The organism is Thermus thalpophilus (assembly GCF_022760915.1).
Classification (GTDB): Bacteria; Deinococcota; Deinococci; order Deinococcales; family Thermaceae; genus Thermus; species Thermus thalpophilus.
The window spans coordinates 26,058-47,719 of the sequence record NZ_JAKTNS010000008.1 but is presented as its reverse complement, the minus strand read 5'-3'; the positions used below and the strand labels follow the sequence as shown (position 1 = coordinate 47,719).

Sequence of the window (21,662 nt, the reverse complement as noted above, 5' to 3'; positions counted from 1 at the left end):
ATCCGGGTACCCTCCAAGGTACCAGGGCAGGCTCTGGCCCGCAAGCCTCAGACCGGCTCTTTCGGATAAAGCCCTTCCCGGATCTCGGCCAAAAGCGGGCTCAGGGGCTCCTCCCTTTCCAGGGCCCGGATCAGGGCGCTTCCCACCACCACCCCGTCCGCCACCGCCGCCTGGGCCGCGGTGGCCCTGCCGGAAACCCCGAAGCCCACGGCTACGGGCAAGAGGGTCTTGGCCCTGATGCGGCCCACCAGGTCCCGCACCTCCTCGGGCAGGCGCTCCCGCTCCCCCGTGACCCCGGTGACGGACACGGCGTAGACGAAGCCCGTGGCGTAGCGGACCACGGTTTCTATGCGGCGGTCCGTGGAGGTGGGGGCGAGGAGGAAGACCGTTTCCAGGCCGATCTCCTGGGCCAGGCGCACCAGGGCCGGGTCCTCGTCGGGGGGGAGGTCGGGGAGGATGAGCCCCGTGGCCCCCGCCCCCTTGAAGAGGCTAAAGAAGCGCTCTGGCCCCCAGGCCAAAACGGGGTTCAGGTAGGTCATGAGGAAAAGGGGCTTGTCCGTGAGGGCCCGCACCTCCTTCACCAGCTCCAAGACCCCTTGCACGCTCATCCCCTTCCTTAAGGCCACCTCGCTGGCCCGCTGGATCACGGGGCCGTCCCCCAGGGGATCGGAGTAGGGCAGGCCGATCTCCAGGAGGTCGGCGAAGGGGAGGACCTCCTTCACCGCCTCCAAAAAGCCCTCCCGGCTGGGGAAACCGGCGGTGAGGTAGGGGATGAGGGCGGCCCGCCCTTCCTCCTTGGCCTTGGCGAAGGCTTCTTGGGTGGTCATAGCTCCCCCCCAAGGAGGCGCATGGCCTCGGTCACGTCCTTGTCCCCGCGGCCCGAGAGGTTGATGACCACGATCTGGTCCTTCGGCATCTCCGGCACCACCTTGGCGGCGTGGGCGATGGCGTGGGCGGACTCCAGGGCGGGGATGATGCCCTCGAGGCGGGCGAGGAGCTTAAAGCCCTCCAAGGCCTCCTCGTCGGTGACGCTGGCGTACTCGGCGATGCCCGCATCGGCGTAGTAGCTGTGCTCCGGCCCCACCCCCGGGTAGTCCAAGCCGGCGGAGACGGAGTGGGCCGGGGTGATCTGCCCGTCGTGGTCGTAAAGGAGGTACATGTAGCTCCCGTGCAACACCCCCCGCTTCCCCGCCCCGATGCTGGCGGCGTGCCGCCCGGTGGAAAGCCCCTCCCCCGCCGCCTCCACCCCGATGAGCCTAGGCCTTTCCCCTTCGGGCAGGTAGGCGAAGGGGGCGAAAAGCCCGATGGCGTTGGACCCCCCGCCCACGGCGGCGATGAGGGCGTCGGGGTAGCGGCCAAAGAGCTCCAGGCTCTGCCGCTTCACCTCCTCGCCGATGACGCTCTGGAAGTCCCGGACCATCATGGGGTAAGGGTGGGGGCCCACCACCGAGCCCAGGATGTAGAAGGTGGTGCGCACGTGGGTGATCCAGTCGCGGATGGCCTCGTTGGTGGCGTCCTTGAGCGTGCGGCTCCCCGCGGCCACCGGGCGCACCTCGGCCCCCAAGAGCTTCATGCGGAAGACGTTCAGGGCCTGGCGCCTCACGTCCTCCTCCCCCATGTACACCACGCACTCCATGCCGAAGAGGGCGGCCACCGTGGCCACGGAAACCCCGTGCTGCCCCGCCCCCGTTTCCGCGATGACCCGCTTTTTGCCCATGCGCCGGGCGAGGAGGGCCTGGCCCAGGGTGTTGTTGATCTTGTGGGCCCCGGTGTGGAGGAGGTCCTCCCGCTTCAGGTAGACCTGGGCCCCGCCCCAGTAGGCCGAAAGCCTTTTGGCGTGGAAAAGGGGCGTGGGCCGGCCGGCAAAGGTCCTCAGGTAGTGCTCCAGCTCTTCCAGGAAGGCGGGGTCCTTCTTGGCCTCGAGGTAGGCGGCCTCCACCTCCTCCAAGGCGGGGATAAGGGTTTCGGGAACGTACCGCCCCCCGTAGGGGCCAAACCGCCCCCGTCCGTTGGGCAAGGGAAAATCCGGCAAGCGCAGCATCTTCACTCCCAAAAGGCGCCAAGCGCCCAAAGCCTATCTATCCTATCGCCCCAAGCCAAACGGGAAAAGGCCGGGCCCTCGGTAGCGCCCGTGCCTCCGCTTGAAGGCGAAGGGGGTTCGCGCTCGCATAGGCTAAGGGTAGACCGGGGAAGCCCAAGTGGCAAGTAGACTCTAGGGCATGGAGCCCACGCGCGCCATTTCGGTCTTGGACAAGGGCTTCGTGCGCCTGGTGGACGTCATGGGGGACGATGGGGCCATCGTCCAGGCGGCCCGGGTTTCCTACGGGGCGGGAACCAAGACGGTGCGGGAGGACGCCGCCCTCATTGACTACCTCATGCGCCACCGCCACACCAGCCCCTTTGAGATGGTGGAGTTCAAGTTCCACGTGAAGGCCCCCCTCTTCGTGGTGCGCCAGTGGTTCCGCCACCGCACCGCCAGCGTGAACGAGGTCTCGGGCCGCTACTCCGTCTTAAAGGACGAGTTCTACGAGCCCGCCGCCTTCCGCCGCCAGGCCAGGCGGAACAAGCAGGGCTCGGAAGGGGAGCTAGAGGACGAGGAAGCCCGCGCCCTCCTCCAGGAGGCGGAAGAAAAGGCCTACCAGGCCTACGAGAGGCTTTTGGAAAAGGGGGTGGCCCGGGAGATGGCGCGCATGGTCCTCCCCCTCAACCTCTACACCGAGTTCTACTGGAAGCAGGACCTGCACAACCTCTTCCACTTCCTCAAGCTTCGCTTGGCCCCCGAGGCCCAGTGGGAGATCCGGCAGTACGCCCAGGCCATCGCCGAGCTGGTGAAGGCCCACGTGCCCTTGGCCTGGAGGAGTTACGAGGAGCACGTCCTCCATGGGGCGAGCCTCTCCCGCACCGAGCTCGCCGCCCTTAGGGGGCTTATCACCCCGGAGCTTTACGAAAAGGCCCTGGCGAGCCTGGGGCTTTCCGGCTCGCGGCTAAAAGAGGCCCTGGAAAAGCTCTTCGGCCCCGGCTAGGCCAAAAGGGCCTCGGGCGCCTTCCCGGTCCTTTCGGCGATGAGGCGCCAAAGCTCCTCCTCCGTGAGGGTGGGCACGCCCAAGGAGCGGGCCTTTTCCAGCTTGCTCCCCGGGTTGTCCCCCACCACCACGAAGCTCGTCTTGCGGCTCACCGAGTCCGTGACCTTGGCCCCAAGGCGCCGGAGGATGGCCTTCACCTCCTCCCGCGGGCGGGAAAGCTCCCCGGTGATGACGAAGGTGAGGCCCTTTAGGGCCTCCCCGCCCCGCTCCTTGGCCTCCATCTCCACCCCCGCCTCCTTCAGGCGGCGCACCAGACGGCGGAAGGCGGGGTCTTGGAGGGTTTCCCAAATCCCCCGGGCGGTGAGCTCCCCCACCTCCTCCACCTCTAAGAGCTCTTCCAAGGTGGCCTCGAGGAGGCGGTCCATGGTGCCGAAGCGGGCGGCCAGGTTGCGGGCCAACACCTCCCCCACCCCGGGAAGGCCCAGGGCGTAAAGGAGGCGCTCCAGGCCCCGGTGCTTGCTTTCCTCAATCTGGCGGAGAAGGTTTTCTGCGCTTTTCTCCCCCATCCGCTCCAGGCCCACGAGGTCCTCCTTCCGCAAGCGGTAGAGGTCGGCCACGTCCTTCACCAGCCCGTTTTCCAAAAGCTTTTCAATGAGCTTCTCCCCCAGGCCCTGGATGTCCATGGCCTTGCGGGAGGCGTAGTGGCGGATGGCCTCAAAGCGCTTGGCGGGGCACAAGGGGTTGGGGCAGCGGTGGACCTTCCCCTCCTTCACCAGATGGTGGCCGCACTCCGGGCAGTTCTCCGGCCAGACGATGGGCCGCTCCGCCCCGGTGCGCCGCTCCTTTAGCACCCTCAAGACTTCGGGGATGACCCCCCCCGCCTTGTGGACCAAGACCCAGTCCCCGATGCGGATGTCCAGCTCTTCAATGTAGCTTTCGTTGTGCAGGGTGACCCGGGACACCTCGCTCCCCTCTATCAACACGGGCTCCAGGATCCCCACCGGGGTCACCCGCCCCGTGCGCCCCACCTGGAAGACCACGTCCAAAAGCCGGGTCTCCTTCTCCTCCGCCGGGAACTTGTAGGCGATGGCGAAGCGGGGGGCGCGGGCGGTGTAGCCCAGCTCGCGCCACAGGGCGAGCTCGTCCAGCTTCACCACCACCCCATCCGCCTCAAAAGGAAGCTTGCGCCTTTCCTGGAGCCAGGCCTGGTAGACCCGTTCCACCCCTTCCGCCCCCGTGGCGCGGGCAAAGCCGTGCTCCACGGGAAAACCCTTCTCCTTGAGCCACAGGAGGAGCTCGTACTGGGTCTTGAGCCCGCTTTCTTCCAAGCCAAGCCCCAGGGCGTAGAAGGTGGCGCGAAGGCCCCGCTTGGCGGTGATCCTGGGGTCTTTCTGCCGGAGGGAGCCGGCGGCGGCGTTCCTCGGGTTCTTGAAAACCTTCTCCCCCGCCTCCTCCAGCTCCTCGTTGAGGCGCAGGAAGGCCTCAATGGGCATGTAGACCTCCCCCCGGACCTCGAGGCGCTCCGGCACCCCCTTTAGCCGCCTCGGGATGGTGGGAATGGTGAGGAGGTTTTGCGTCACCTCCTCCCCCACCTCCCCGTCCCCCCGGGTGGCCCCAAAGACCAAAATTCCTTCCTCGTAGTAGAGGTTGACGGAAAGCCCGTCCACCTTGTGCTCCACCGTGTAGACGAACGGCCCCTCCCGCCCCAAGGCCCGCTCCACCCGCTCCTCAAAGGCCTTTAGCTCCTGGTGGGTGAAGGCGTTATCCAGGGAGTACATCCGCGTGGGGTGGCGAACCGGGCGAAAGGTGGCCTCCAGGGGCTTCGCCCCCACCTGCTCCGTGGGGGAGTCCGGGCTTTTGAGCTCGGGGAAGCGCTCCTCCAGCTCCTTAAGCTCCCTTAAGAGCCGGTCGTACTCGGCGTCGGAGATCTCGGGGTCGGCCAGGACGTAGTAGCGGTAGTTGTGGTAGCGGATGAGGTCCCTCAGCTCGTTGATCCGCCTCCTCGCTTCCTCCAGGGTCATGCCTTGAGTTTACCGCCGGCCGGTATAATAGCCCCTGGCGAATAGCCGTGGGAGGTGAGCATGAAACGTGTACTGGCGCTTATTGGGGTTCTGGCCCTGGGCCTAAGCCTGGCCCAGGTGCGGGTGGGCATCGCCTTTGACGCCGGCGGCAAGTTTGACCGCTCCTTCAACCAGTCCGCCTGGGAAGGGGCGCAAAAGGCGGCCAAGGACTTCGGGGTGAAGCTCTTTGACTTTGAGCCCGCCGACCCCTCCCAGGTGGGGCAGGGCATCCGCACCTTCGCCGAGGAGGGCTTTGACCTGGTGATCGGCGTGGGCTTCGCCAACGAGCCCGCCATCACCGCCACGGCCAAGGAGTTCCCCAACGTCAGGTTCGCCGTGATTGACGCCGTGCCGGGCGAGGGGAAGCTGGCCAACGCTGTGGGCCTGGTGTTCCGGGAGCACGAGGGTAGCTTCCTGGTGGGCTACATCGCCGGCAAGATGAGCCGCACCGGGGTGGTGGGCTTCATCGGCGGCATGGACATCCCCCTCATCCACAAGTTTGAGGCGGGCTTCCGCGCCGGGGCAGAGTACGCCTTCAAGGAGGACAAGATCCAGGGCAAGGTCCTGGTGGGCTACGTGGGCAACACCCCCGCCGCCTGGAACGACCCCGCCAAGGCCAAGGAGATCGCCGCTGCCCAGGTGCGCCAGGGCGCCGACATCATCTACGCCGCCGCCGGTGGCTCGGGCCTGGGGCTCATTGACTACGTGAAGCAGACCAAGTGCCTGAAGGAGGGCGGCAACATCCGCTTCGTGCGCAAGGCGGACCCCTACGCCAAGGTGCCCAAGTACGCCGACTACACCCGCGCTTGCGGCACCGACGGCACCAAGGCCACGCCCCTCTTCTTCATCGGCGTGGACGCCAACCAGAACTACCTGGGCGACACGGACAACAACCCCGCCACCCTCAACCACGGCCTCACCTCCATGATGAAGCGGGTGGACGTGGCCACCTACGAGGTGATCAAGAGCGTGGTGCAGAAGGCCTTCAAGGGCGGGGTGCGGGAGTTCGGCCTGAGCAACAACGGGGTGGGCTACGCCCTGGACCAGTACAACAAGGCCTTGATCCCGGCGGCCGTGGTGAGCAAGCTGGAGGTCCTCAAGCAGCAGATCATCAAGGGCCAGATCAAGGTGCCCGAGTCCCGCTAAGGGGCATCGCCGGAGGGGCCGGAGGCGTTCCGGCCCCTCTTGTATACTTGCGGGCGTGGAGAAGGCCCTGGTCCTGAAGGACATCACCAAGCGCTTCCCCCTGGTCCTCGCCAACGACCACATCTCCTTGGACCTGAACTGGGGCGAAGTCTTGGCCCTGGTGGGGGAAAACGGTGCCGGGAAATCCACCCTCATGAAGATCGTCTACGGCCTCCAGCCCCCGGACAAGGGGGAGATGTGGGTGGACGGCAAGCCCTACCGGCCCAGAAGCCCCCTGGACGCCATCGCCGCTGGCATCGGCATGGTGCACCAGCACTTCATGTTGGTGGAGCCCTTCACGGTGCTGGAGAACCTGGTCTTGGGCTTGGAGCCGGGAAGCCCCTTGTACCTGGACCTCGAGGCCGCCCGGAAGCGGGCCCAAGGCCTCATGGAGGAGCTCGGCTTCCAGGTTCCCCTGGACGAGCGCATTGAAAACCTCCCCGTGGGGCTCCAGCAGCGGGTGGAGATCCTGAAGGCCCTCTACCGCAAGGCCAGGATCCTCATTCTGGACGAGCCCACCGCCGTCCTCACCCCCCAGGAGGCGGAGGAGCTTTTTCGCTTCCTAAGGGCCTACGTGGCCCAGGGCAACGCCGCCATCTTCATCAGCCACAAGCTCAAGGAGGTGCTTGCCGTTTCCGACCGGGTCACGGTGATCCGGGATGGGAAGGTGGTGGGCACGGTGCGCACCCAAGAGACCTCCTTGGAGGAGCTCGCCCGGATGATGGTGGGCCGGGAGGTGGTCCTAAGGGTGCAAAAGGGCCCGGCTAGGCCTGGGGAGGTGGTTTTGGAACTGGAGGACTTCGCCGCCCCGCCCCGGCTTAAGGGGGTAAGCTTTGCGGTGCGCGCCGGGGAGATCGTGGGCATCGCCGGGGTGGAGGGGAACGGGCAAACGGAGCTGGTGGAGGCCCTCACCGGCCTGCGCCGCCACCAGGGGGTGGCCCGGTACCTGGGCAAACCCCTCCCCCCCTTGGCCCGGGCGGTGCGGGAGCTCGGGGTGAGCCACGTTCCCGAGGACCGGCACGCCCGGGGCCTCGTCCTGGACTTTTCCGTGCGGGAAAACGCCATCCTGGGCGACCAGCACAGGCCCCCCTTCCGCGGCTTCCTGGGCTTCTTGGATGGCGAGGCGGTGGAGCGCCACGCCCGGGCCCTGGTGGAGGCCTTTGACGTGCGGCCCCGGTCCACGGAGCTTTCCGCAAGGCGCTTCTCCGGGGGTAACCAGCAGAAGATCGTGGTGGGAAGGGAACTCCTAAGGAAGCCCCGCCTCCTCATCGCCGCCCAGCCCACCCGGGGGGTGGACGTGGGGGCCATTGAGTTCATCCACCAGCGCCTCATTGAGGCCCGGGACCAGGGGATGGCCGTCCTTTTGGTCTCCGCCGACCTCAGCGAGGTCTTGAGCCTTTCCGACCGCATCCTCGTCATGTACGAGGGAAGGATCGTGGGGGAACTCAGCCCGGAGGAGGCCACGGAGGAGCGGCTCGGCCTCCTGATGGCGGGGATTTCCGCTTAGGGCTCCCTAAACTCCCCCGCCACCCGCCCGAGGAGAACCACCTCGCCCCTTTCCAGGGCGTAGCGCACCCGTTCTCCCCGCACGAAGCCCTTCTCGTCCCGGCTTTCCACGTTGCCGAAGAGGTAGGCGAAGCCCTCCTTCTCCCGCACCAGGGCCCTTTCCGCCTTGGTGGTGCGTCCGACTTGGGTGAACTCCACCCCCAAAAGCCAAAGCGCCTCCTCGTCCAGAAGGTAGCGGAGGCTGTTCGCCTTGCCCAAAAGGGGCTTTTCCCCTTCCCGCCTCACCTCCAAGGGGCCTTCCAAAAGGGCTTCCCCGGTATCGTTCTGGTAGCGAAGCCGCCTCCCCTTCACCCGGGTCGCCCCCTCCTCCACCGCCACCTCCCCCGGGGCCTGGCGCACCTCGAGGCGGCCCTCCTCCTCCAGGTACCGGGCGCTTCCCCCGGAGAGGAAAAGGGTCTCCTCGCTCCCCCGCTCCACCACCGCCAAGGGCCCTGTGGCCCGCACCTCGCTTCCCAAGCGCACCTCCACCCCCTTGGGGTCAAAGAGGACCAGGCGCAGGTACCGTTCCCCCTTCCCCGCCCCCGCCCGGCGCAGGCGCAGGAGGTGGGGAAGGCCCTCCCGGGTGAAGTCAGGGTTGTAGGCAGCCTCCACCATGTCCCCGGGCTTCAGGCCCTCGTCCACCGCGCTCCCCGCGTCCAGGAAAAAGGCCTTTTCTCCCACCACCGCCTTGTCCTGGCCCAGCTCCTTGAGCTCGCCCAGGTAAAGGTCGCCGTAGTCGGCGTAGAAGAGGCTATCCTCCTCCCCGCTCACCCAGGCCACCACCTTCTTGTCCTTGCGGACCAGCTCCACCTCGGGGCGGAAGGCCTCCTGGGCCAAGGCGCAAAGGAGCAGGAGGCCCAAGCCCAGGAGGAAAGGGCGCATCACTTCTCCCCGAGCTTCTTAAACTCCTCCACGGGCAGGCGGAAGGCGCGGCCGTAGACCCGCACCTGGTGGCGGTTCACGTTGTGGAGGAGGGTGCTCCCCGAAAGCCTAAAGCCTTCCTTCTTGTTCTCGCTCACCGCCGGCTTCCCCAAGACGATGGCCTCCCCGGTGGTGTCGTCGTAGTAGAGGCTTTCCCCGGTGGTCACCAGGTCCCCGTCCACGAGGCGCACCCCCCCGGTGGCGATGAGGCGCTTGGGGCCGGTGAGGCTCCGCACCTCCTTAGCCCGGATCACCAGGTCCCCGTCCTTGCGCTTGCGGGTGAGGACCACCTCCTTGGCGTCGCTGAAGACGGCGAGGCCCCGTTCCTCCTCGTAGTAGACGAAGCCCGCCCGCCCCTCCTGGTTGCCGCTTTTGAGGAGGGCGTTTTCGCTGGTGGAGGTGTCGGTGTCCACCTGGAAGGTCATGCGGCTCGCCTCCACCTCCACGGGATCCTCCCCGGGCTTGGGCTCTTGGCGCATGCGGGCCGGGCCCAAGAGCTCCCCTTCCCCCGTGGTTTCCCGGTAGACCAGGACGGGGCCCCGGGCCTCCACCCGGCCCCGGCGCACCACCACGCCCCCCTCAAAGCGGGCCTCCCGTTCCCCTTCCGCCTCCTGCATGGTCTTGCCCTTGGGGGCGGTGAGGGTGGCCTTGGGGGCTTGGATGGAGAGGTCCTTGACCCGGCCCCTCACCTCCCCCTCAAAGGTCCAGGGGCCGTAGCGCAGGTCCCCGGAAAGCCTGCCCCCTTCCACTTGGATCACCCGCACGCCGGAAGCCGCCAAGGCCAGTCCCAACACCGAAAAAAGCACGAGTCTTCTCACGAGCTACCTCCTTCCACGGTGCACGGGCCAAAACTTCCCCCAGCGGGAAAGGAAAAGCGGGGGTTTTGCGCCTCGAGGCGCTCCAGGGCGAAATCCGAGCGGAAGGCCTCCGCCTCGCCCCTGAGGTTCGGCGCTTCTATCCGCACCCATGGGGCGAAGAAGCCCTCCTTCTGCCGGATGAGGACCTCCCCCTTCCCGGGGGCGGAAAGGGCGAGCCGGTAGCACCCCTTAAGGATCTCCACCTCGGCGTAAGGGGCCCGCAGGTTGTCCCCGGGCTCCACCACCACCTCAGGAGCCCTAAGCCGCAGGTCCAGGCGCCCCTTCACGTACCGCTCCCCGGTAAGCCCCCCCCGGATGCGGAACACCCCCCCCTCTTCCACCATCTCCTCCGCGGCGAAGCGCCACTCCACCCCCTCCTCCTCGGGGAAGAGCCAAAACTCCACCCCCAGAAGGCGCACCCCCGGGGCTGGGGCCGGAGATCGGGAAGGCCCCGGACGGAGCCAAGGGAGGAGGAAAAGCAAGAGGGCGAGGGGGAGGAGAAACCGCACCACGCCCCTCACCTTACGGGAAAGCGCTTGAGAAAGATGACAAGGCCCTTTACCCCAGCACATCCCGCGGGTTTCCCCGCACCCTGAGGTTCACCCAGGTCTTGCGCAGGCGGAGGAGGGCCTTCAGGGGGCGGTAGAGGGGGGAAAGGGGCAGGGTGTAGGCGGGAAACTGCACCCGTCTGCCGCCAAACCCCTCCTTGAAGCGCCAGATCCCCTCGGCGTGGCTCCCTTCGGGGGTGCGGGGAACGCCCCAAAGGTCGTAGATCCGGTAGCCCCGGGCCATGCCGTGGCGGATGGCCATGAGGTGCATCCCCATGGGAGCCTTGGCCTCGGGGTGGTGGCGGCTGCTACCCCCGTAGAGGTAGTCCACCTTCCCGGCGAAGGCCACGAAAAGCCCCGCCGCCAAAGCCTCCCCGTCCTTGGCGGCTAAGGTGATGAAGGCCTCGCCCAAGGGCTGGTTCATCTCCTTTAGGACGGCCCGGTAGTATTCCTCCGAGTGTTGCAGGAGCTTGGCCCGGCGGTTCGTCTCCTCAAAAAGGCGGAAGAACTCGGGGAAGGCCTCCTCTCCCGCCACGAGGAGCTCCGTGCGCTTCTGCGCCAGGCGGGCGTTGCGGCGGTGCATCTCCTTCATGCCCTTCAGGAGCGCCTCCTCCCCTTGGGTGAGGTCCAGCCACAGGGAGTGGCCGGGCTGGATGGGCTCCTCCGGCAAGAGGCCGGGGAAGTGGGGGGGCGCTTCCTCCGCCGCAAGACCCGCCTCCGGCTCCACCACCAGGTGGGTGCCCTTTACCCCCTGGGCCAAGGCCTGGGCCACCTGGGGGAGGTCCTCCAGGCGGAAAAGGGCTGGGCCCCTTGGGGCGTAGACCAGGCTAAGCCCCCCGGGGAGGCGTTTCAGGAGGACCTGGGCGGCCCCCAAAAGCCTATCCCCCTGGTACACGGCAAAGCGCTTGGGCTCCCAGCCGGAAAGCCGCTTCACCTCCCCCCAGCCAAAGGACTGAAGGGCGCTGGTGATGGGGAAGCCGGAAACCAACCGGTTCCAGGCCTCAGGTTCGTGAACCTCCAAAAGCTCGGCCATCCCCTAAGCGTAAAGGGTCTCCGCAAGCTCTTCCAGGAGGCCGTCCCCTTCCAGGGGAAGCCGCCTGGCCTCCAGGTACTCCTGGAGAAGGGGAGCGAAGCGGGCGTCCTCCGCCCGAGCCGCCCGCTCCTTGAGGGGAAGGAGGGGCCAGCCGTAGGCCAAATGGCCCAGGATATCGTACAGGTCGTACTCCCCCGGCACCAGGCGGCGCAGGAGGGCCTCGGTCCAGCCCTTGGCCACCAGGTTGGCGAGGAGGGCGCGGCGGCTTTGCGTTCTTCGCCAGAGGAGGCGGAAGCGCTCCTCCTCCGGCAGGGCCTGCCGGAGCCTTCCCCCCACCTCCGCCAAGGTGCTCACCCGCTCACCCCCCGGGAGGAGGTAGCCCTCCCGAGCCAAGAGGCTTTCCACCGCCTGCTTGAGCCGGCGCCCGCTGATGGGTTTTTCCAGGAAAAGGTCGGCCCCCAAAGCCCGGCTTGGACCCTCCAGCTCCTGCCCCCCGCCGGTGAACATGATGACGGGCACCCGGCTCAGGCGGCGCACCGCCCGAATGCGGCCTAAGAGGGTGAGGCCATCCATGTCCGGCATCATGATGTCCAGGAGGATCAGGTCGGGGGTTTCCTTGCGCAGGTACTCCAAGGCCGCCTTGGCGGAGTCCGCCAAGACCACCTCGTGGCCGGAGCCGGAAAGGACCACCTCGAGGAGGTGGCGGATGCGGGGGTCATCGTCCACCACGAGAAGCCGCGCCACGAAGGCCATGCTACGCCAGCCCTTTTTCCCCTGTCCAGGGTGCTTGTACCATGGAGGGCATGAGGATCGCCTTCCAGGGCACCGAAGGGGCGTACAGCGAAGAGGCCCTCCTCAAGGCCTTCCCCGGCGCTACCCCCGTGGGCTTCCCCACCTTTCACCAGGTGTTTGAGGCGGTGGAAACGGGGGAGGCGGAGCTTGGGGTGGTGCCCGTGGAGAACACCACCGCCGGCAGCATCAACCAGACCTACGACCTCCTCCTGGAAAGCGACCTGCACGTGGTGGGGGAGATCGTCCACCGGGTGGAGCACTGCCTTCTGGCACCCCGGGGCGTGGAGCTTAAGGAGCTCAAGGCGGTGAAGAGCCACCCCCAGGCCCTGGCCCAGTGCGACGGCTTCTTAGCCCGGCTTCGCCTCACCCCCATCCCCGTGTACGACACCGCCGGGGCCGCCCGGGCCTTGGCGGAAAACCCCGAGCCCGGGGTGGGGGCCATCGCCTCGAGGCGGGCGGCGGAGCTCTATGGCCTTGCCGTCCTGGCGGAAAACATTGAGGACTACCCCCACAACTACACCCGCTTCTTCGTCATCGGCCGCGAGGAGGCAAGGAAGGGGGAAGGCCCCCACAAGACCAGCATCGTCTTCGCCGTGCGCCACCGCCCCGGGGGGCTTTTGGAGGCCCTGCAGGTCTTCGCCGAGGCCGGGGTGAACCTCACCAAGCTGGAGTCTAGGCCGCGGCGGGACAAGCCGTTTAGCTACCTCTTTTACCTGGACTTAGAGGGCCACCTGGAGGAGCCGGGACCCGCCCAAGCCCTTCTGGGCCTTTTGCGGCGGGCGGCCTTTTTAAAGGTCCTGGGCTCCTACCCCGCCTACCGGAACGGCACCTAGCCCGGGCGGACCTCCACCACCCTTTCCCCGGCGGCCTCCAGGCGCTTCGGCACCCCTTCCACATCCTCCCCCACCACCCGCATCACCAGGCGCTGGTAGCCCTCGAGGTGGGCGGCGGTGGCGATGGAGACGATATTGGCCGGGGGGACCGCCTGGGCCATCTGGGCCAGGGCCCCGGGGACGTCGGGAATGTCCACGGTGATGCGAAGGCCTCCGAGCTTTAGGCCCAAGACCTCAATAAAGGCCCGGAGCACGTCGGTCACGGTGATGATGCCCACGAGCCGATCCCCCTCCATCACCGGCAGGCCCCCGATCTTCCGCTCCTCCATGAGGAGGGCCGCCTTTTCCAAGGGCTCCTCCGCCCCCACGGTGACCACGGGCTTGGCCATGACCTCCTCCACGGTGAGCTTGGAGAGGAGGTAGTTCATCTCCCACACCGAGAGGGTGGTGGCCTTGGAGGGCATGGCGTCCTTGAGGTCCTTGTCCGTCACCAGGCCCACCAGCTTGCCGTCTTTCACCACAGGCAAGCGCCGGAAGCCCTTTTGCTTCAACAGGTTGATGGCCTCCAATACCGGGGTGTCGGGGCTCACGGTGAGGGGGTCCTTGGTCATCCAGTCCCGGACCAGCATCTTTAACCTCCTTTCACGATTATCTTATCCCAAGGCGAAGGGGAAAAATGTCCCCGCCCAGAGGGCGGGCAAGGTCGCAACCCTTTTTTTACCGCAGGGCTGCTCCAAGCACTACACGGCTAGAGCTCCCACCCCCAAAGGGGTAGAAGTACTCCCCATCCAGAAAGATCCCCGTCCTGGGGTCCAGCAGCACCTCCACCCCTAAGGAAAGGTGAAGGCCGAGGTCGCTGCTTTGGGCGAACCGCCCAGCAAGCCCCCCGCCGAAATAGGGCCTAATCCCCCTGAGGTCCCGGTCCAGCTGGCCCAAATCCGGCTTGAAGAGGAGCTCGCCTCCCACCAGGAAGCTTGGGCCGCTGGGGAAGAGGTCGGCGAAGCCCCGGAAGGCCAGGTTTCGCTCCAAGGGCGCCTCCAGGCCCAAACCGAGCCCCGCGGGGGGCAAGGAAAGCCGGAAGGAAACCGCCCGCTGGGCGAAGGCCAGGGAACCCAAGGCCAAAAGCGCCAACAACCAAAGCGTCTTACGCATACCCTTCACCTCCAAAGCGCATCCTAACCCCCCTCGCTTCAAGGGGAAAGGGAGCTTTCTCTCACCCTGGACTAACCCGGAGCAGCTAGGCTTAGGCCCATGAAACGGCTTCCCCTTACGGCTCTTTTCCTGGCCCTCGGCGCCCTCCTCACCCCCATGCTGGCCCAGAACAAGAACGTGGCCACCCGCATCGGCTTCGTGGACGCCGACGCCCTGGTCCAGGCCCACCCCGACTACAAAAAGGTCCAGGACGTGCAGGCCCAGGCCAAGAAGGAGCTTTCCCCCCTGGAGGAGAAGCTCAAGCCCCTGGACCAAAAGGTGCGGGCTGGCCAAGCCAGCGCCAAGGAGCGCCAGGACTACGACGCCCTCCTCAAGACCTACCAGGACACCCTGAAGAAGTGGCAAGAGCGGCAGAACCAGGTCCTGAAGCCCATCCTCGAGGATGTGGACGCGGCCATCGCCAAGGTGGCCAAGGCCCAGGGCTTCGCCGTGGTCATGAGCCGGCAGGTGGCGGCCCAGTCCGGCCTGGTGGTCTATGCCGACGAGGACACCGACCTCACCCAGGCGGTGATCCGGGAACTCAAGCGCTAAAGCCCAGGCCTCCTGCCCCGCTTGGCCTACTCCCAGGCGGGGTAGGCCTCTTTGGGCAGGCTCCAACGCACCTCCTCCAAGGCCCCGTCAAAGCGGAGGATGGCGGCGAGGCGCTTCCTGGAATACACCCGGTAAGGCTCTTTAGGGATGAAGGCGGTGACGATGTCCACGTGCCGCGGCTTGGCGTACTCCAGGACCACGTGCAAGGGCAGGCGCAGGCGAGGCGGGAAGACCATATAGCCCAAAACCAGCATCCGCTGGTCCTCAGGGTAGATGCAAAGCTCCCTGCCCCATTCCAGGGCCCTGAGGATGTCCAGCTCGGTGAAGCCTTCCTGGAGCATGTGCTTGGCCACGTGGGGGCCCAAGCGGTAGCGACCTTCCCTAAGGTGGGGGAGGAGGTCCGGAAGGCGGCGAAGCTTCTTCACGTCCACCCCCTTTCCCCCCAGTCTAGGACGAAACGCCCAAGGAAGTGTGGCCTTCACCGGTAAGGCCCTAAGGCCGCGGGGTCCCGCACCGCCAGGAAAGCCCCATAGACCCTCTCCGCCCCCGCCTGGAGTAGGGCCTCCTTGGCCCGGAGGAAGGTGGCCCCGCTCGTGAGGACATCGTCCACTAAAAGCCAAGCCCCCACCACCCGGGCCTTGGGGAGGAAGAGCCTCGAGGGGAGCTTGGTCCTCTCCCGCCCCCGGGTGGGCTGGCCTGGGGTGTAGCGCACCCGCACCAAAACCCGCCGGTAGGGAAGGTGGAGGAGGCGGGCAAGCTCCTTGGCCAAAAGCTCAGGCGGGCTATACCCCCTTTGGAGAAGCCGGGGAAGAAGGGTGGGCACCGCCGTCACCCCTGAAAGGGCCCAACCCTGGGCCAGGACCCCTTCCGCCAAGGGGCGGGCGAGAAGGGGGGCTAGGCCAGCGCAGCGCCCGTACTTCAGGGCCCGAGCCAGGCCCCCCACCCGGCCATAAAGCCCCAGGTAGACCACCTCCCCCGTCCCCTGGGCCTTAAGGGCCCGGCGGCAGGCGGCGCAGAGGAGGGGCCCATCCAGCGGGCCCCCGCACCCGGGGCAGGCGTGGCCCAAAAGCGCCTCAAGAAAGCCCCAAAGCATCCCTTAGCGCCTCGTCAAAGGGCGGGTAGAGCACCCCCTTTTCCGTGATGATCCCCGTGAGGTAACGGTGGGGGGTGAGGTCAAAGGCGGGGTGATAGGCGGGAAAGCCTTCAGGAGCCAGGCGCACCCCTTGGAGGGTGAGGACCTCCTCCGGGGAGCGCTCCTCTATGGGGATGCCTTCCCCACTTGCCAGGCCAGGGTCCACGGAGGAAAGGGGCAAGGCGGCGTAGAAGGGAACCCCGTGGTGGTGGGCCAAAACCGCCAGGGTGTAGGTGCCGATCTTGTTGGCGAAGTCGCCGTTTAGGGCCATGCGGTCCACCCCCACGATGACGGCGTCCACCAATCCCCGTTGCATGAGGAAGCCCGCCATGTTGTCGGCGATGAGCGTGGCGGGAACGCCCGCCTTTTTTAGCTCAAAGGCGGTGAGCCGGGCCCCTTGCAGGTAGGGCCGGGTCTCATCCACCCAGACATGGCGCACCCGCTCCTGGCGGTGGGCCTCGAGGATGGCCCCAAGCGCCGTCCCATACCCCCCCGTGGCCAGGGGCCCGGTGTTGCAGTGGGTGAGAACCTGGCCCTTGAGGACCTTGGCCCCGTGCTGGCTAATGGCCCTTTCCGTCTCCTCCACCTCCCGCCAGAGGGCCTTGGCCTCCTCTAGGCTTCCCTTTAAGTCCCCGAAGTGGGGCCGCATCCGGTCCAGGGCGTGGAAGAGGTTCACCGCCGTGGGGCGGCTTTGCCGCAAGAGGCGGTCCGCCTCCTCGAGGTCCTCCCCCGCCATGTGGGCCAGGACCATGCCGAAGGCAGCGGAAACCCCGATGGCCGGGGCCCCCCGCACCACCATGTCCCGGATGGCCTGGGCCATCTCCCGGGGGGTGCGCACGGGCACCCAGACCTCCTCCTGGGGAAGGCGCCTCTGGTCCAGAAGCCAGAAGACCCCTTCCTCCTCGTCAAAACGGAACGGCTGAAGGCGCTCCACGCCCCAAGCTTAAGCCAGGCGAAGCACCTTGTCGTCCCCGGACCTTGGCCTTCCCCGCCCGTCCCGGTTGGAGGTGGTGACGTAGAGGGCCCCGTCCAGCCCCACCTGGACCTCCCGCAGGCGGCCAAAACCGGAAAGCACCGTCTCCACCCCCGCCACCCGCCAGCGCCCCCTTTCCCCCTCGAGGTCCAGGCGCAAAAGGGCCTCCCCCCTAAGCCCGGCCAGGTAAAGCCCGCCCCGGAAGAAGGCCAGGTTCCCCGGGGGGAAGCCCTGGGGCCAGAAGTAGAGGGGGTCCCGGTACCGGGGGTCGTTCCCCCTCCCCACCACCCTCGGCCAGCCGTAGTTCCCCCCGGGGACGACCACGTTCACCTCGTCGTGGCCATAGCCTTGCTCCCCGCTGGGCCCGTGCTCGCTCAGGAAGAGCTCCCCCGTCACGGGGTGCCAGGCCAGGCCCTGGGGGTTCCGGTGGCCCAGGCTGTAAATCTCGGGCCTGGCTCCCTTCTGGCCCAGGAAGGGGTTCCCCGGGGCGGGCTCCCCTTCCGGGGTGAGGCGGAGGACCTTCCCCCCCAAGGAGGCCAGGTCCTGGGCCAGCTCCCGCTCGTAGACCTCCCCCGTGGTCACGTAAAGCATCCCATCCGGCCCGAAGGCGATCCGGCCTCCCGAGTGGAGGCCGTGGGGCCTGGCGGGGATCCCGTCCAGAATGACCCGCTCCAAGACCCCCCTCTCCCCCAGGTGGCGGAGGCGCACCACCTGGTTCCTCAGGCCCCCCGCCTCTACCGTGCGGTAGGCGTAGACGTAGGGCGCCTCGGGAAAGCGGGGGTGGAGGGCCAGGCCCAGAAGCCCCGACTCCCCCCGGGCGTAAACGGGAAGCTCGGCGTAGGTGGAAAGCCGCCCGCCCCGGAAGAGCCGGATCCTCCCCGGCCTTTCCGAGATCAGCATCCCCCCACCGGGGAGGAAGGCCAAGGCCCAGGGGACCTCGAGGGCCCCCACCACCTCCTCGGCCCTCAGCCCCTGGGCCCGGGAAAGCCTTAGGCCCAAAAGCCCCGCAAGAAGCCGCCTGCGGCTCAGCATGACCCCTAGAGGCTACCCCAAAGCCAGGCCCCGCCCCAAGGGGGCGGGGCACACTCCACCGAATCCGGCTGGGGACGGGAGCCCGAATAAGGCTATTCCACGCTCTTTCTCACTCTGCCGCCAGGGCGGGTAATCTGGCGGGACCTACCAACCCCCTCCCAGCTCCGGCTGCACCTCAGGCTCGGGTAGGGGCACCACCCTAAGCGGACCAAGCGACTGCACCTGGACTCCCTGACTGAGAGCAGAGGAGATATTGAACTGGGGGTCCAGCTGGGCCGCCTGTCCGGGGCGCAGGAGCAGGGTGAAGTCCAAGGGGAAGGCGAAGACCCGAGCCCGGTAGGTGCCCGGGGACAGACTAATCCCGGCGTTCTGCGTGAACTGCACCTGGGTGTCCTTGGTGTACCAGCCCAGCTTGAAGGTCTTAAGCTGCCCGTTCTGGTCCACCTCCCAAAGCTGCGCGTAATACGACCTCGCTCCCGGCACGGGAGACCAGGAGAAGGTGGCTGTGTTGGCCGTGACCTGGACGGTGACGTTTTGGGGCTGGGGCAGCGTGGCGCTGGCGTTCAGCTTGAGGGTGCGGTTGAGGGTCTGGTTAGGGCTAGGGCTCGCGGTGATGGTGTGGTCGCCGGAAACGGGCACAGCTCCAAAGGGGAACCATAGGTAGATGGCTCTTGCGAAGTCCGATTTAACGGGCCCGAAAGGATTGGGTGACGAAAGGCTGGGACCAGTAATCGTCCCTTGGAAGCCCTCCGGGCTGGTGGGGGCCTGAAGGTCCGCCCAGAAGATGAAGGCCAAACCCAGGTTCTGCCCCCCGTAATTCCAGGTACCAAGGGAAGCGTTTATGGTGCGGGTATCTGCACCGCCCTGCCCCCCGCACCCCGCGAGAAGCAGGATCAACGAGGCGAGAACCGCCAAGACAAACCCGTATTTCCTGCTCATGAAATCCCTCCCATCTTTCCTCGCTCTAAGGCCTCACCGTCCCCGAAAGCCTCAAGAGGAACCGCTCGGTGCGGTAGCGCACCGTGGCCTCCTGGGCGCTGGTGGCATTCCCGGAGATTCTGGCCCCCACGTAGAAGGTGCCGCTCTGCAAAGCCTGGACCTGGGCCGCCGTGGCCTGGGCCTGCCCCTCCACGCACACAGCCCCCGTGGAGAGGCCCGAGACATCCTTTGTGCCCTCGGCCAGCTTGTTGGCGTCCTGGAAGAGCGTCCCCGCGTCCCCGCCCAGGTAGGCGGTGTAGCTCAAGTTCCCCTGGAAGCTCGCCCCCGGGGTCTCCGAGGTGAAGCACACCTTGTAGTCCAGGGCGGCCCCCGTGAGGTTCACCCGGCTGTCGGGGGTGTAGCGGATCTCCACGGGGCCCACCGTCTTGGGGTTGGGGCTGATCCCCCCCTGACCCACCGTGAAGGTTCCCGAGAGGTCCGTAAAGTTCAGGACGTTGACCTCGTAGTTGAAGGGCACGCTGCAGGCGGCAAGGCCCAGAAAGAGCCCTGCCCAGAGCCAGCCTCTAACGAGAAGCCCGTACCCCTTGCCCTTACGCATACTGCCTCCTTTCCGGGACCCCTGGGGTCCCTACTCCCATCCTCCTCAGGGGGGCTTACAAAAGCCTTAACGGGGATCGTGGGGCCGATCTCGGCGAAGGAGGGGGCCAGGCCGCTGGTGCGCCCGGTGCCTTTGGAGGGGGGGTGCCCATGGAGAGCGACCCGGCGGGGCTGAATGTGGCCTGGGCGGACCTTTCGGAAACTTCAGCGGCTTTGCCTACACCCTGCCCTAAAGGCGGTGTAGGGGCGCCAGGGGACCCTTTTGGGCCCCCTGCGCCGCCTCCCAACCTAGCCCTGTGAGGGCCGAGGAGCCCCGCTCCCCGGAACGGGGAGTCCCCACCGGTCTACTTCGGCGCTAGGGGGACGTGCAGGGCGCTCCCGCCGAGGTGTGGGCGAAGATGCCGCCACCGAAGGCTACGGACATGGCACTAGCACCGCAATTGGTGTCTACGATCCTCCAGTTCTGGTCGTCGGTGGAAACGAGTACCTTAGGACCACTCCAGCTTCCCGCCACTACCGCCCCGTTGCCGTAGGCCAGACCCGTGAGGTGGCCCACGTCTTGGTTGTAGTCGTAGGGATTGTAGAAGTTCCGGAAGTCCCAGTTCATCCCATCGGGGGAGGTGCCCAAGAGTCCCAAGCCGCCCACCATCACGAACGTGTCCCAGTCGGGGACGTAGAGGACATCACTAGGGGTGCCCGCGCCCCAGGGGGTTTGGGGAGTAGTAAAGGGGGTTACATTCCAGTTGCTGCCGTCGGTGGAAGTGGCAAGCATGGGGTAGGCCCTGCTACCGCTATCAAACAGCACCCCCACCGCCACGTACTTGCCCTGGCCGAAGGTAAGGCCCTTGATCTGGAGGTTTACGTAGCCCTGCGGAATGGGGAGGGGGACGAAATTCCAATTGTAGCCCCCGTCCTGGGAGAAGTAGAGGCGTTGACTGTTCCAGGCTTCGCTCCAGGCCCAGAGGCGGTCGTTGACGTAGCGTACTCTATGAAGAGGCATGCCGTCCCCGTACTGAGCAGAGCAGGAAGGATAATCTGGGTTCCTGGCCCCGTAGACGATTTGCCAGGTCTGGGCGTTGTCCGCAGAGACCATGATGAGGCCGGAAAGGTACCCCACCACTACCCAAGTTTGGTGGTCAGGATCGTAAGCCACGTCCCTGGGCCAGCCACAAAGGGTGTTGTCCTCAAAGGTCTTGTTGAAGCTATCGTCCTGTGGGTTGTGGACATAAACACGTGAATAGCCAGTGTAGCCGTCTGCCCCCGCCACCACGAAGATCCCGTTGCCGTAGGCCACCCGGGCGAAGTTGAGGTCGGCTACCCCGACCCCGGTCCACACGTCCACGGTGAGGGGCTGCTCCCGCACGAGGTTTCCCGAACGCGCCCGCACCCGCACCGGGTAGCCCTTGCCCGCGCCGGAGAGGGGAAGGGTGTCGTCCGCCAGGACGTAGACGTAGAAACCCTGCCCGTTCCCGGTCACATTCAGGCTCGTGGGCGAGAGGCTGAGGCCTTGCACCGGGTTTCCCCCCTCGTCCACCAGGGAGAGGTCCACCTGCCCCTGGAACCCGTTCTGGGTGGTGAAGGTAAGGTGGATGCGGTTGTTGCCCTGGTAGTTGGGGTCCTGCCTGGTGACCACCGAGGAGCGGTCCAGGGAGAAGTCAAAGCTCGGTTGAGGTTGCACCCGGAGGGTCAGGGTCGCCGTCTGGTCCTGAAGCCCCTGGGCCTGGCCCCGCACGGTGAGAGCGTAGTCCCCGGCGGTCACGCTCTGGCCCACCTGCAGGGTGAGGGTGGCCTGGTCCCCTGTGGCAGGGTTGGGGGAGAAGCTCCAGGCGATCTTGTCCGGGGCGGGGCTCGTGGCGAGGGGAGCGTTGCCCTCCAGGGAGAGGGTCACGTCCCCGGTGAAGTTCTGCCGGGCCAGGCTCACGGTCACCTGCCCCTGGCCTCCTTGCTGGACGGTGAGGCTGGTGGGGGAGAGGGAGAGGGTATAGGAGGGCGCCGGGGTGAGGAGGGCCACCGGGTCCACCACCTGGCCGTTCTGCTGTCCGTCCCCGTCCAGGGGGCCGCCGTCTTGGACCTGGTAGGTGGCGGTGTTCCCGGAGAGCTGGGCCCCGGGGACGTCCTGCCAGGCGTTGTTCAGGTACTTCTTCAGGACCGCCCCCTGGGGAATCGGGCTCGGGAAGGTCAGGGTCACCGTGAGCGTCCCTCCCTGGGGCACCTGCGCCGTGAAGGCGATGGCCCCGTAGGGGGCCTGGAATCCCTGGGGCGGGGTTACACCCTGGGCCACCGTGGGCCCCTGGGTGAAGGTGCCGCCCTGGAGGGCCGCCTGCACCTGGCCCCCGGGGGTGCTCACCGAACCGGTGCTCCCCCCACCGCCGGAGTTCTGCCCACCGCAGGCCGCGAGGAGGAGGGCGAGGCCCGCGAGGAGTCCCATGGCCGCCGTCTTCCGAAGCAT

At 67.0% G+C, this 21,662-nt stretch carries 22 protein-coding genes; 5 read left to right on the top strand and 17 right to left on the bottom strand.

Annotation, left to right across the window (positions count from 1 at the left end; all coding sequences use genetic code 11):
* Window positions 1-47: 47 nt before the first annotated feature.
* Both trpA and trpB read right to left on the bottom strand, forming a co-directional pair.
* The gene (trpA, locus tag L0D17_RS04530; RefSeq protein ID WP_243094081.1) at window positions 48-827 is read right to left on the bottom strand and encodes a tryptophan synthase subunit alpha; all 780 of its coding nucleotides are present in this window, start codon (window positions 825-827) and stop codon (window positions 48-50) included.
* The gene (gene trpB / locus L0D17_RS04525) at window positions 824-2,041 is read right to left on the bottom strand and encodes a tryptophan synthase subunit beta (RefSeq protein ID WP_243094079.1); all 1,218 of its coding nucleotides are present in this window, start codon (window positions 2,039-2,041) and stop codon (window positions 824-826) included. The genes trpA and trpB overlap by 4 nt, the downstream gene beginning before the upstream one ends.
* 178 nt (window positions 2,042-2,219) lie before the next feature.
* Here trpB and thyX point away from each other — a divergent pair, with 178 nt between their 5' ends.
* The gene (gene thyX / locus L0D17_RS04520; protein WP_039456123.1) at window positions 2,220-3,023 is read left to right on the top strand and encodes an FAD-dependent thymidylate synthase; all 804 of its coding nucleotides are present in this window, start codon (window positions 2,220-2,222) and stop codon (window positions 3,021-3,023) included.
* On the opposite strand, the gene ligA is transcribed toward thyX, so the two are convergent.
* The gene (ligA, locus tag L0D17_RS04515) at window positions 3,020-5,044 is read right to left on the bottom strand and encodes an NAD-dependent DNA ligase LigA (protein ID WP_039456121.1); all 2,025 of its coding nucleotides are present in this window, start codon (window positions 5,042-5,044) and stop codon (window positions 3,020-3,022) included. The genes thyX and ligA overlap by 4 nt on opposite strands.
* A 60-nt stretch (window positions 5,045-5,104) precedes the next feature.
* On the opposite strand from ligA, the gene L0D17_RS04510 reads away from it, so the two are divergent.
* Window positions 5,105-6,229: a BMP family lipoprotein gene (locus tag L0D17_RS04510; protein ID WP_039456119.1), complete on the top strand. Its 1,125-nt coding sequence runs from the start codon at window positions 5,105-5,107 to the stop codon at window positions 6,227-6,229.
* Window positions 6,230-6,284: 55 nt separating this feature from the next.
* Window positions 6,285-7,775, top strand: a complete 1,491-nt coding sequence (locus tag L0D17_RS04505; protein ID WP_243094077.1) for an ABC transporter ATP-binding protein — start codon at window positions 6,285-6,287, stop codon at window positions 7,773-7,775.
* Here the strand turns inward: L0D17_RS04505 and L0D17_RS04500 are convergent.
* Genes L0D17_RS04500 through L0D17_RS04480 form a run of 5 tightly spaced genes read right to left on the bottom strand, consistent with a single transcriptional unit; the run spans window position 7,772 to window position 11,925 of the window.
* Window positions 7,772-8,695, bottom strand: coding sequence for a hypothetical protein (locus L0D17_RS04500; protein ID WP_243094075.1), 924 nt, complete (start codon window positions 8,693-8,695; stop codon window positions 7,772-7,774). The two genes, L0D17_RS04505 and L0D17_RS04500, sit on opposite strands and share 4 nt — an antisense overlap.
* A complete protein-coding gene (locus L0D17_RS04495; RefSeq protein WP_243094073.1) occupies window positions 8,695-9,552 on the bottom strand; it encodes an LptA/OstA family protein in 858 nt (285 codons plus the stop codon). The genes L0D17_RS04500 and L0D17_RS04495 overlap by 1 nt, the downstream gene beginning before the upstream one ends.
* Window positions 9,549-10,103, bottom strand: a complete 555-nt coding sequence (locus tag L0D17_RS04490; RefSeq protein WP_243094072.1) for a hypothetical protein — start codon at window positions 10,101-10,103, stop codon at window positions 9,549-9,551. Before L0D17_RS04490 ends, L0D17_RS04495 begins: the two co-directional genes overlap by 4 nt.
* Window positions 10,104-10,149: 46 nt before the next feature.
* On the bottom strand, window positions 10,150-11,172 hold the full coding sequence (locus tag L0D17_RS04485) for a lipid II:glycine glycyltransferase FemX (protein WP_039456112.1): 1,023 nt from the start codon (window positions 11,170-11,172) through the stop codon (window positions 10,150-10,152).
* A gap of 3 nt (window positions 11,173-11,175) precedes the next feature.
* Window positions 11,176-11,925 carry a response regulator gene (locus L0D17_RS04480; RefSeq protein WP_039456110.1) on the bottom strand — a complete coding sequence of 250 codons (750 nt, stop codon included), beginning with the start codon at window positions 11,923-11,925 and terminating at the stop codon, window positions 11,176-11,178.
* Window positions 11,926-11,975: 50 nt separating this feature from the next.
* On the opposite strand from L0D17_RS04480, the gene pheA reads away from it, so the two are divergent.
* Window positions 11,976-12,797, top strand: coding sequence for a prephenate dehydratase (pheA, locus tag L0D17_RS04475; RefSeq protein WP_039456107.1), 822 nt, complete (start codon window positions 11,976-11,978; stop codon window positions 12,795-12,797).
* Here pheA and L0D17_RS04470 read toward each other — a convergent pair.
* Both L0D17_RS04470 and L0D17_RS04465 read right to left on the bottom strand, forming a co-directional pair.
* Window positions 12,794-13,426, bottom strand: a complete 633-nt coding sequence (locus L0D17_RS04470; RefSeq protein WP_243094071.1) for a CBS and ACT domain-containing protein — start codon at window positions 13,424-13,426, stop codon at window positions 12,794-12,796. The genes pheA and L0D17_RS04470 overlap by 4 nt on opposite strands.
* An 88-nt stretch (window positions 13,427-13,514) precedes the next feature.
* Window positions 13,515-13,949, bottom strand: a complete 435-nt coding sequence (locus L0D17_RS04465) for a hypothetical protein (protein ID WP_243094070.1) — start codon at window positions 13,947-13,949, stop codon at window positions 13,515-13,517.
* 99 nt (window positions 13,950-14,048) lie between these two features.
* Here L0D17_RS04465 and L0D17_RS04460 point away from each other — a divergent pair, with 99 nt between their 5' ends.
* Entirely contained in the window at window positions 14,049-14,540 is a 492-nt protein-coding gene (locus L0D17_RS04460; RefSeq protein WP_243094069.1) for an OmpH family outer membrane protein, read from the top strand.
* 26 nt (window positions 14,541-14,566) lie between these two features.
* On the opposite strand, the gene L0D17_RS04455 is transcribed toward L0D17_RS04460, so the two are convergent.
* The 7 genes from L0D17_RS04455 to L0D17_RS04425 all read right to left on the bottom strand — a co-directional run bounded on the left by L0D17_RS04455 (window position 14,567) and on the right by L0D17_RS04425 (window position 21,662).
* On the bottom strand, window positions 14,567-14,965 hold the full coding sequence (locus L0D17_RS04455) for a DUF4258 domain-containing protein (protein ID WP_039456264.1): 399 nt from the start codon (window positions 14,963-14,965) through the stop codon (window positions 14,567-14,569).
* Window positions 14,966-15,018: 53 nt separating this feature from the next.
* Complete coding sequence (locus L0D17_RS04450) at window positions 15,019-15,633, bottom strand: ComF family protein (protein ID WP_243094068.1); 615 nt, start codon at window positions 15,631-15,633, stop codon at window positions 15,019-15,021.
* Entirely contained in the window at window positions 15,614-16,606 is a 993-nt protein-coding gene (mtnA, locus tag L0D17_RS04445) for an S-methyl-5-thioribose-1-phosphate isomerase (RefSeq protein ID WP_243094061.1), read from the bottom strand. The genes L0D17_RS04450 and mtnA overlap by 20 nt, the downstream gene beginning before the upstream one ends.
* Window positions 16,607-16,615: 9 nt before the next feature.
* Entirely contained in the window at window positions 16,616-17,677 is a 1,062-nt protein-coding gene (locus L0D17_RS04440; RefSeq protein WP_243094059.1) for a PQQ-dependent sugar dehydrogenase, read from the bottom strand.
* Between the two features lie 144 nt (window positions 17,678-17,821).
* A complete protein-coding gene (locus L0D17_RS04435; RefSeq protein WP_243094057.1) occupies window positions 17,822-18,616 on the bottom strand; it encodes a hypothetical protein in 795 nt (264 codons plus the stop codon).
* A 25-nt stretch (window positions 18,617-18,641) separates the two neighbouring features.
* Window positions 18,642-19,214 carry a hypothetical protein gene (locus L0D17_RS04430; RefSeq protein ID WP_243094055.1) on the bottom strand — a complete coding sequence of 191 codons (573 nt, stop codon included), beginning with the start codon at window positions 19,212-19,214 and terminating at the stop codon, window positions 18,642-18,644.
* Between the two features lie 354 nt (window positions 19,215-19,568).
* Window positions 19,569-21,662, bottom strand: coding sequence for a choice-of-anchor U domain-containing protein (locus L0D17_RS04425; protein ID WP_243094053.1), 2,094 nt, complete (start codon window positions 21,660-21,662; stop codon window positions 19,569-19,571).

Bases quoted from the DNA above. Each gene is read 5' to 3' on its own strand.
- L0D17_RS04430 (WP_243094055.1), bottom strand. From the start codon at position 19,214: ATGCGTAAGGGCAAGGGGTACGGGCTTCTCGTTAGAGGCTGGCTCTGG.
- L0D17_RS04425 (WP_243094053.1), bottom strand. From the start codon at position 21,662: ATGCTTCGGAAGACGGCGGCCATGGGACTCCTCGCGGGCCTCGCCCTC.
- L0D17_RS04435 (WP_243094057.1), bottom strand. From the start codon at position 18,616: ATGAGCAGGAAATACGGGTTTGTCTTGGCGGTTCTCGCCTCGTTGATC.
- trpB (WP_243094079.1), bottom strand. From the start codon at position 2,041: ATGCTGCGCTTGCCGGATTTTCCCTTGCCCAACGGACGGGGGCGGTTT.
- L0D17_RS04440 (WP_243094059.1), bottom strand. From the start codon at position 17,677: ATGCTGAGCCGCAGGCGGCTTCTTGCGGGGCTTTTGGGCCTAAGGCTT.
- L0D17_RS04480 (WP_039456110.1), bottom strand. From the start codon at position 11,925: ATGGCCTTCGTGGCGCGGCTTCTCGTGGTGGACGATGACCCCCGCATC.
- L0D17_RS04460 (WP_243094069.1), top strand. From the start codon at position 14,049: ATGAAACGGCTTCCCCTTACGGCTCTTTTCCTGGCCCTCGGCGCCCTC.
- ligA (WP_039456121.1), bottom strand. From the start codon at position 5,044: ATGACCCTGGAGGAAGCGAGGAGGCGGATCAACGAGCTGAGGGACCTC.
- L0D17_RS04510 (WP_039456119.1), top strand. From the start codon at position 5,105: ATGAAACGTGTACTGGCGCTTATTGGGGTTCTGGCCCTGGGCCTAAGC.
- L0D17_RS04485 (WP_039456112.1), bottom strand. From the start codon at position 11,172: ATGGCCGAGCTTTTGGAGGTTCACGAACCTGAGGCCTGGAACCGGTTG.
- trpA (WP_243094081.1), bottom strand. From the start codon at position 827: ATGACCACCCAAGAAGCCTTCGCCAAGGCCAAGGAGGAAGGGCGGGCC.
- L0D17_RS04500 (WP_243094075.1), bottom strand. From the start codon at position 8,695: ATGCGCCCTTTCCTCCTGGGCTTGGGCCTCCTGCTCCTTTGCGCCTTG.
- L0D17_RS04450 (WP_243094068.1), bottom strand. From the start codon at position 15,633: ATGCTTTGGGGCTTTCTTGAGGCGCTTTTGGGCCACGCCTGCCCCGGG.
- L0D17_RS04465 (WP_243094070.1), bottom strand. From the start codon at position 13,949: ATGCGTAAGACGCTTTGGTTGTTGGCGCTTTTGGCCTTGGGTTCCCTG.
- L0D17_RS04470 (WP_243094071.1), bottom strand. From the start codon at position 13,426: ATGCTGGTCCGGGACTGGATGACCAAGGACCCCCTCACCGTGAGCCCC.
- thyX (WP_039456123.1), top strand. From the start codon at position 2,220: ATGGAGCCCACGCGCGCCATTTCGGTCTTGGACAAGGGCTTCGTGCGC.
- pheA (WP_039456107.1), top strand. From the start codon at position 11,976: ATGAGGATCGCCTTCCAGGGCACCGAAGGGGCGTACAGCGAAGAGGCC.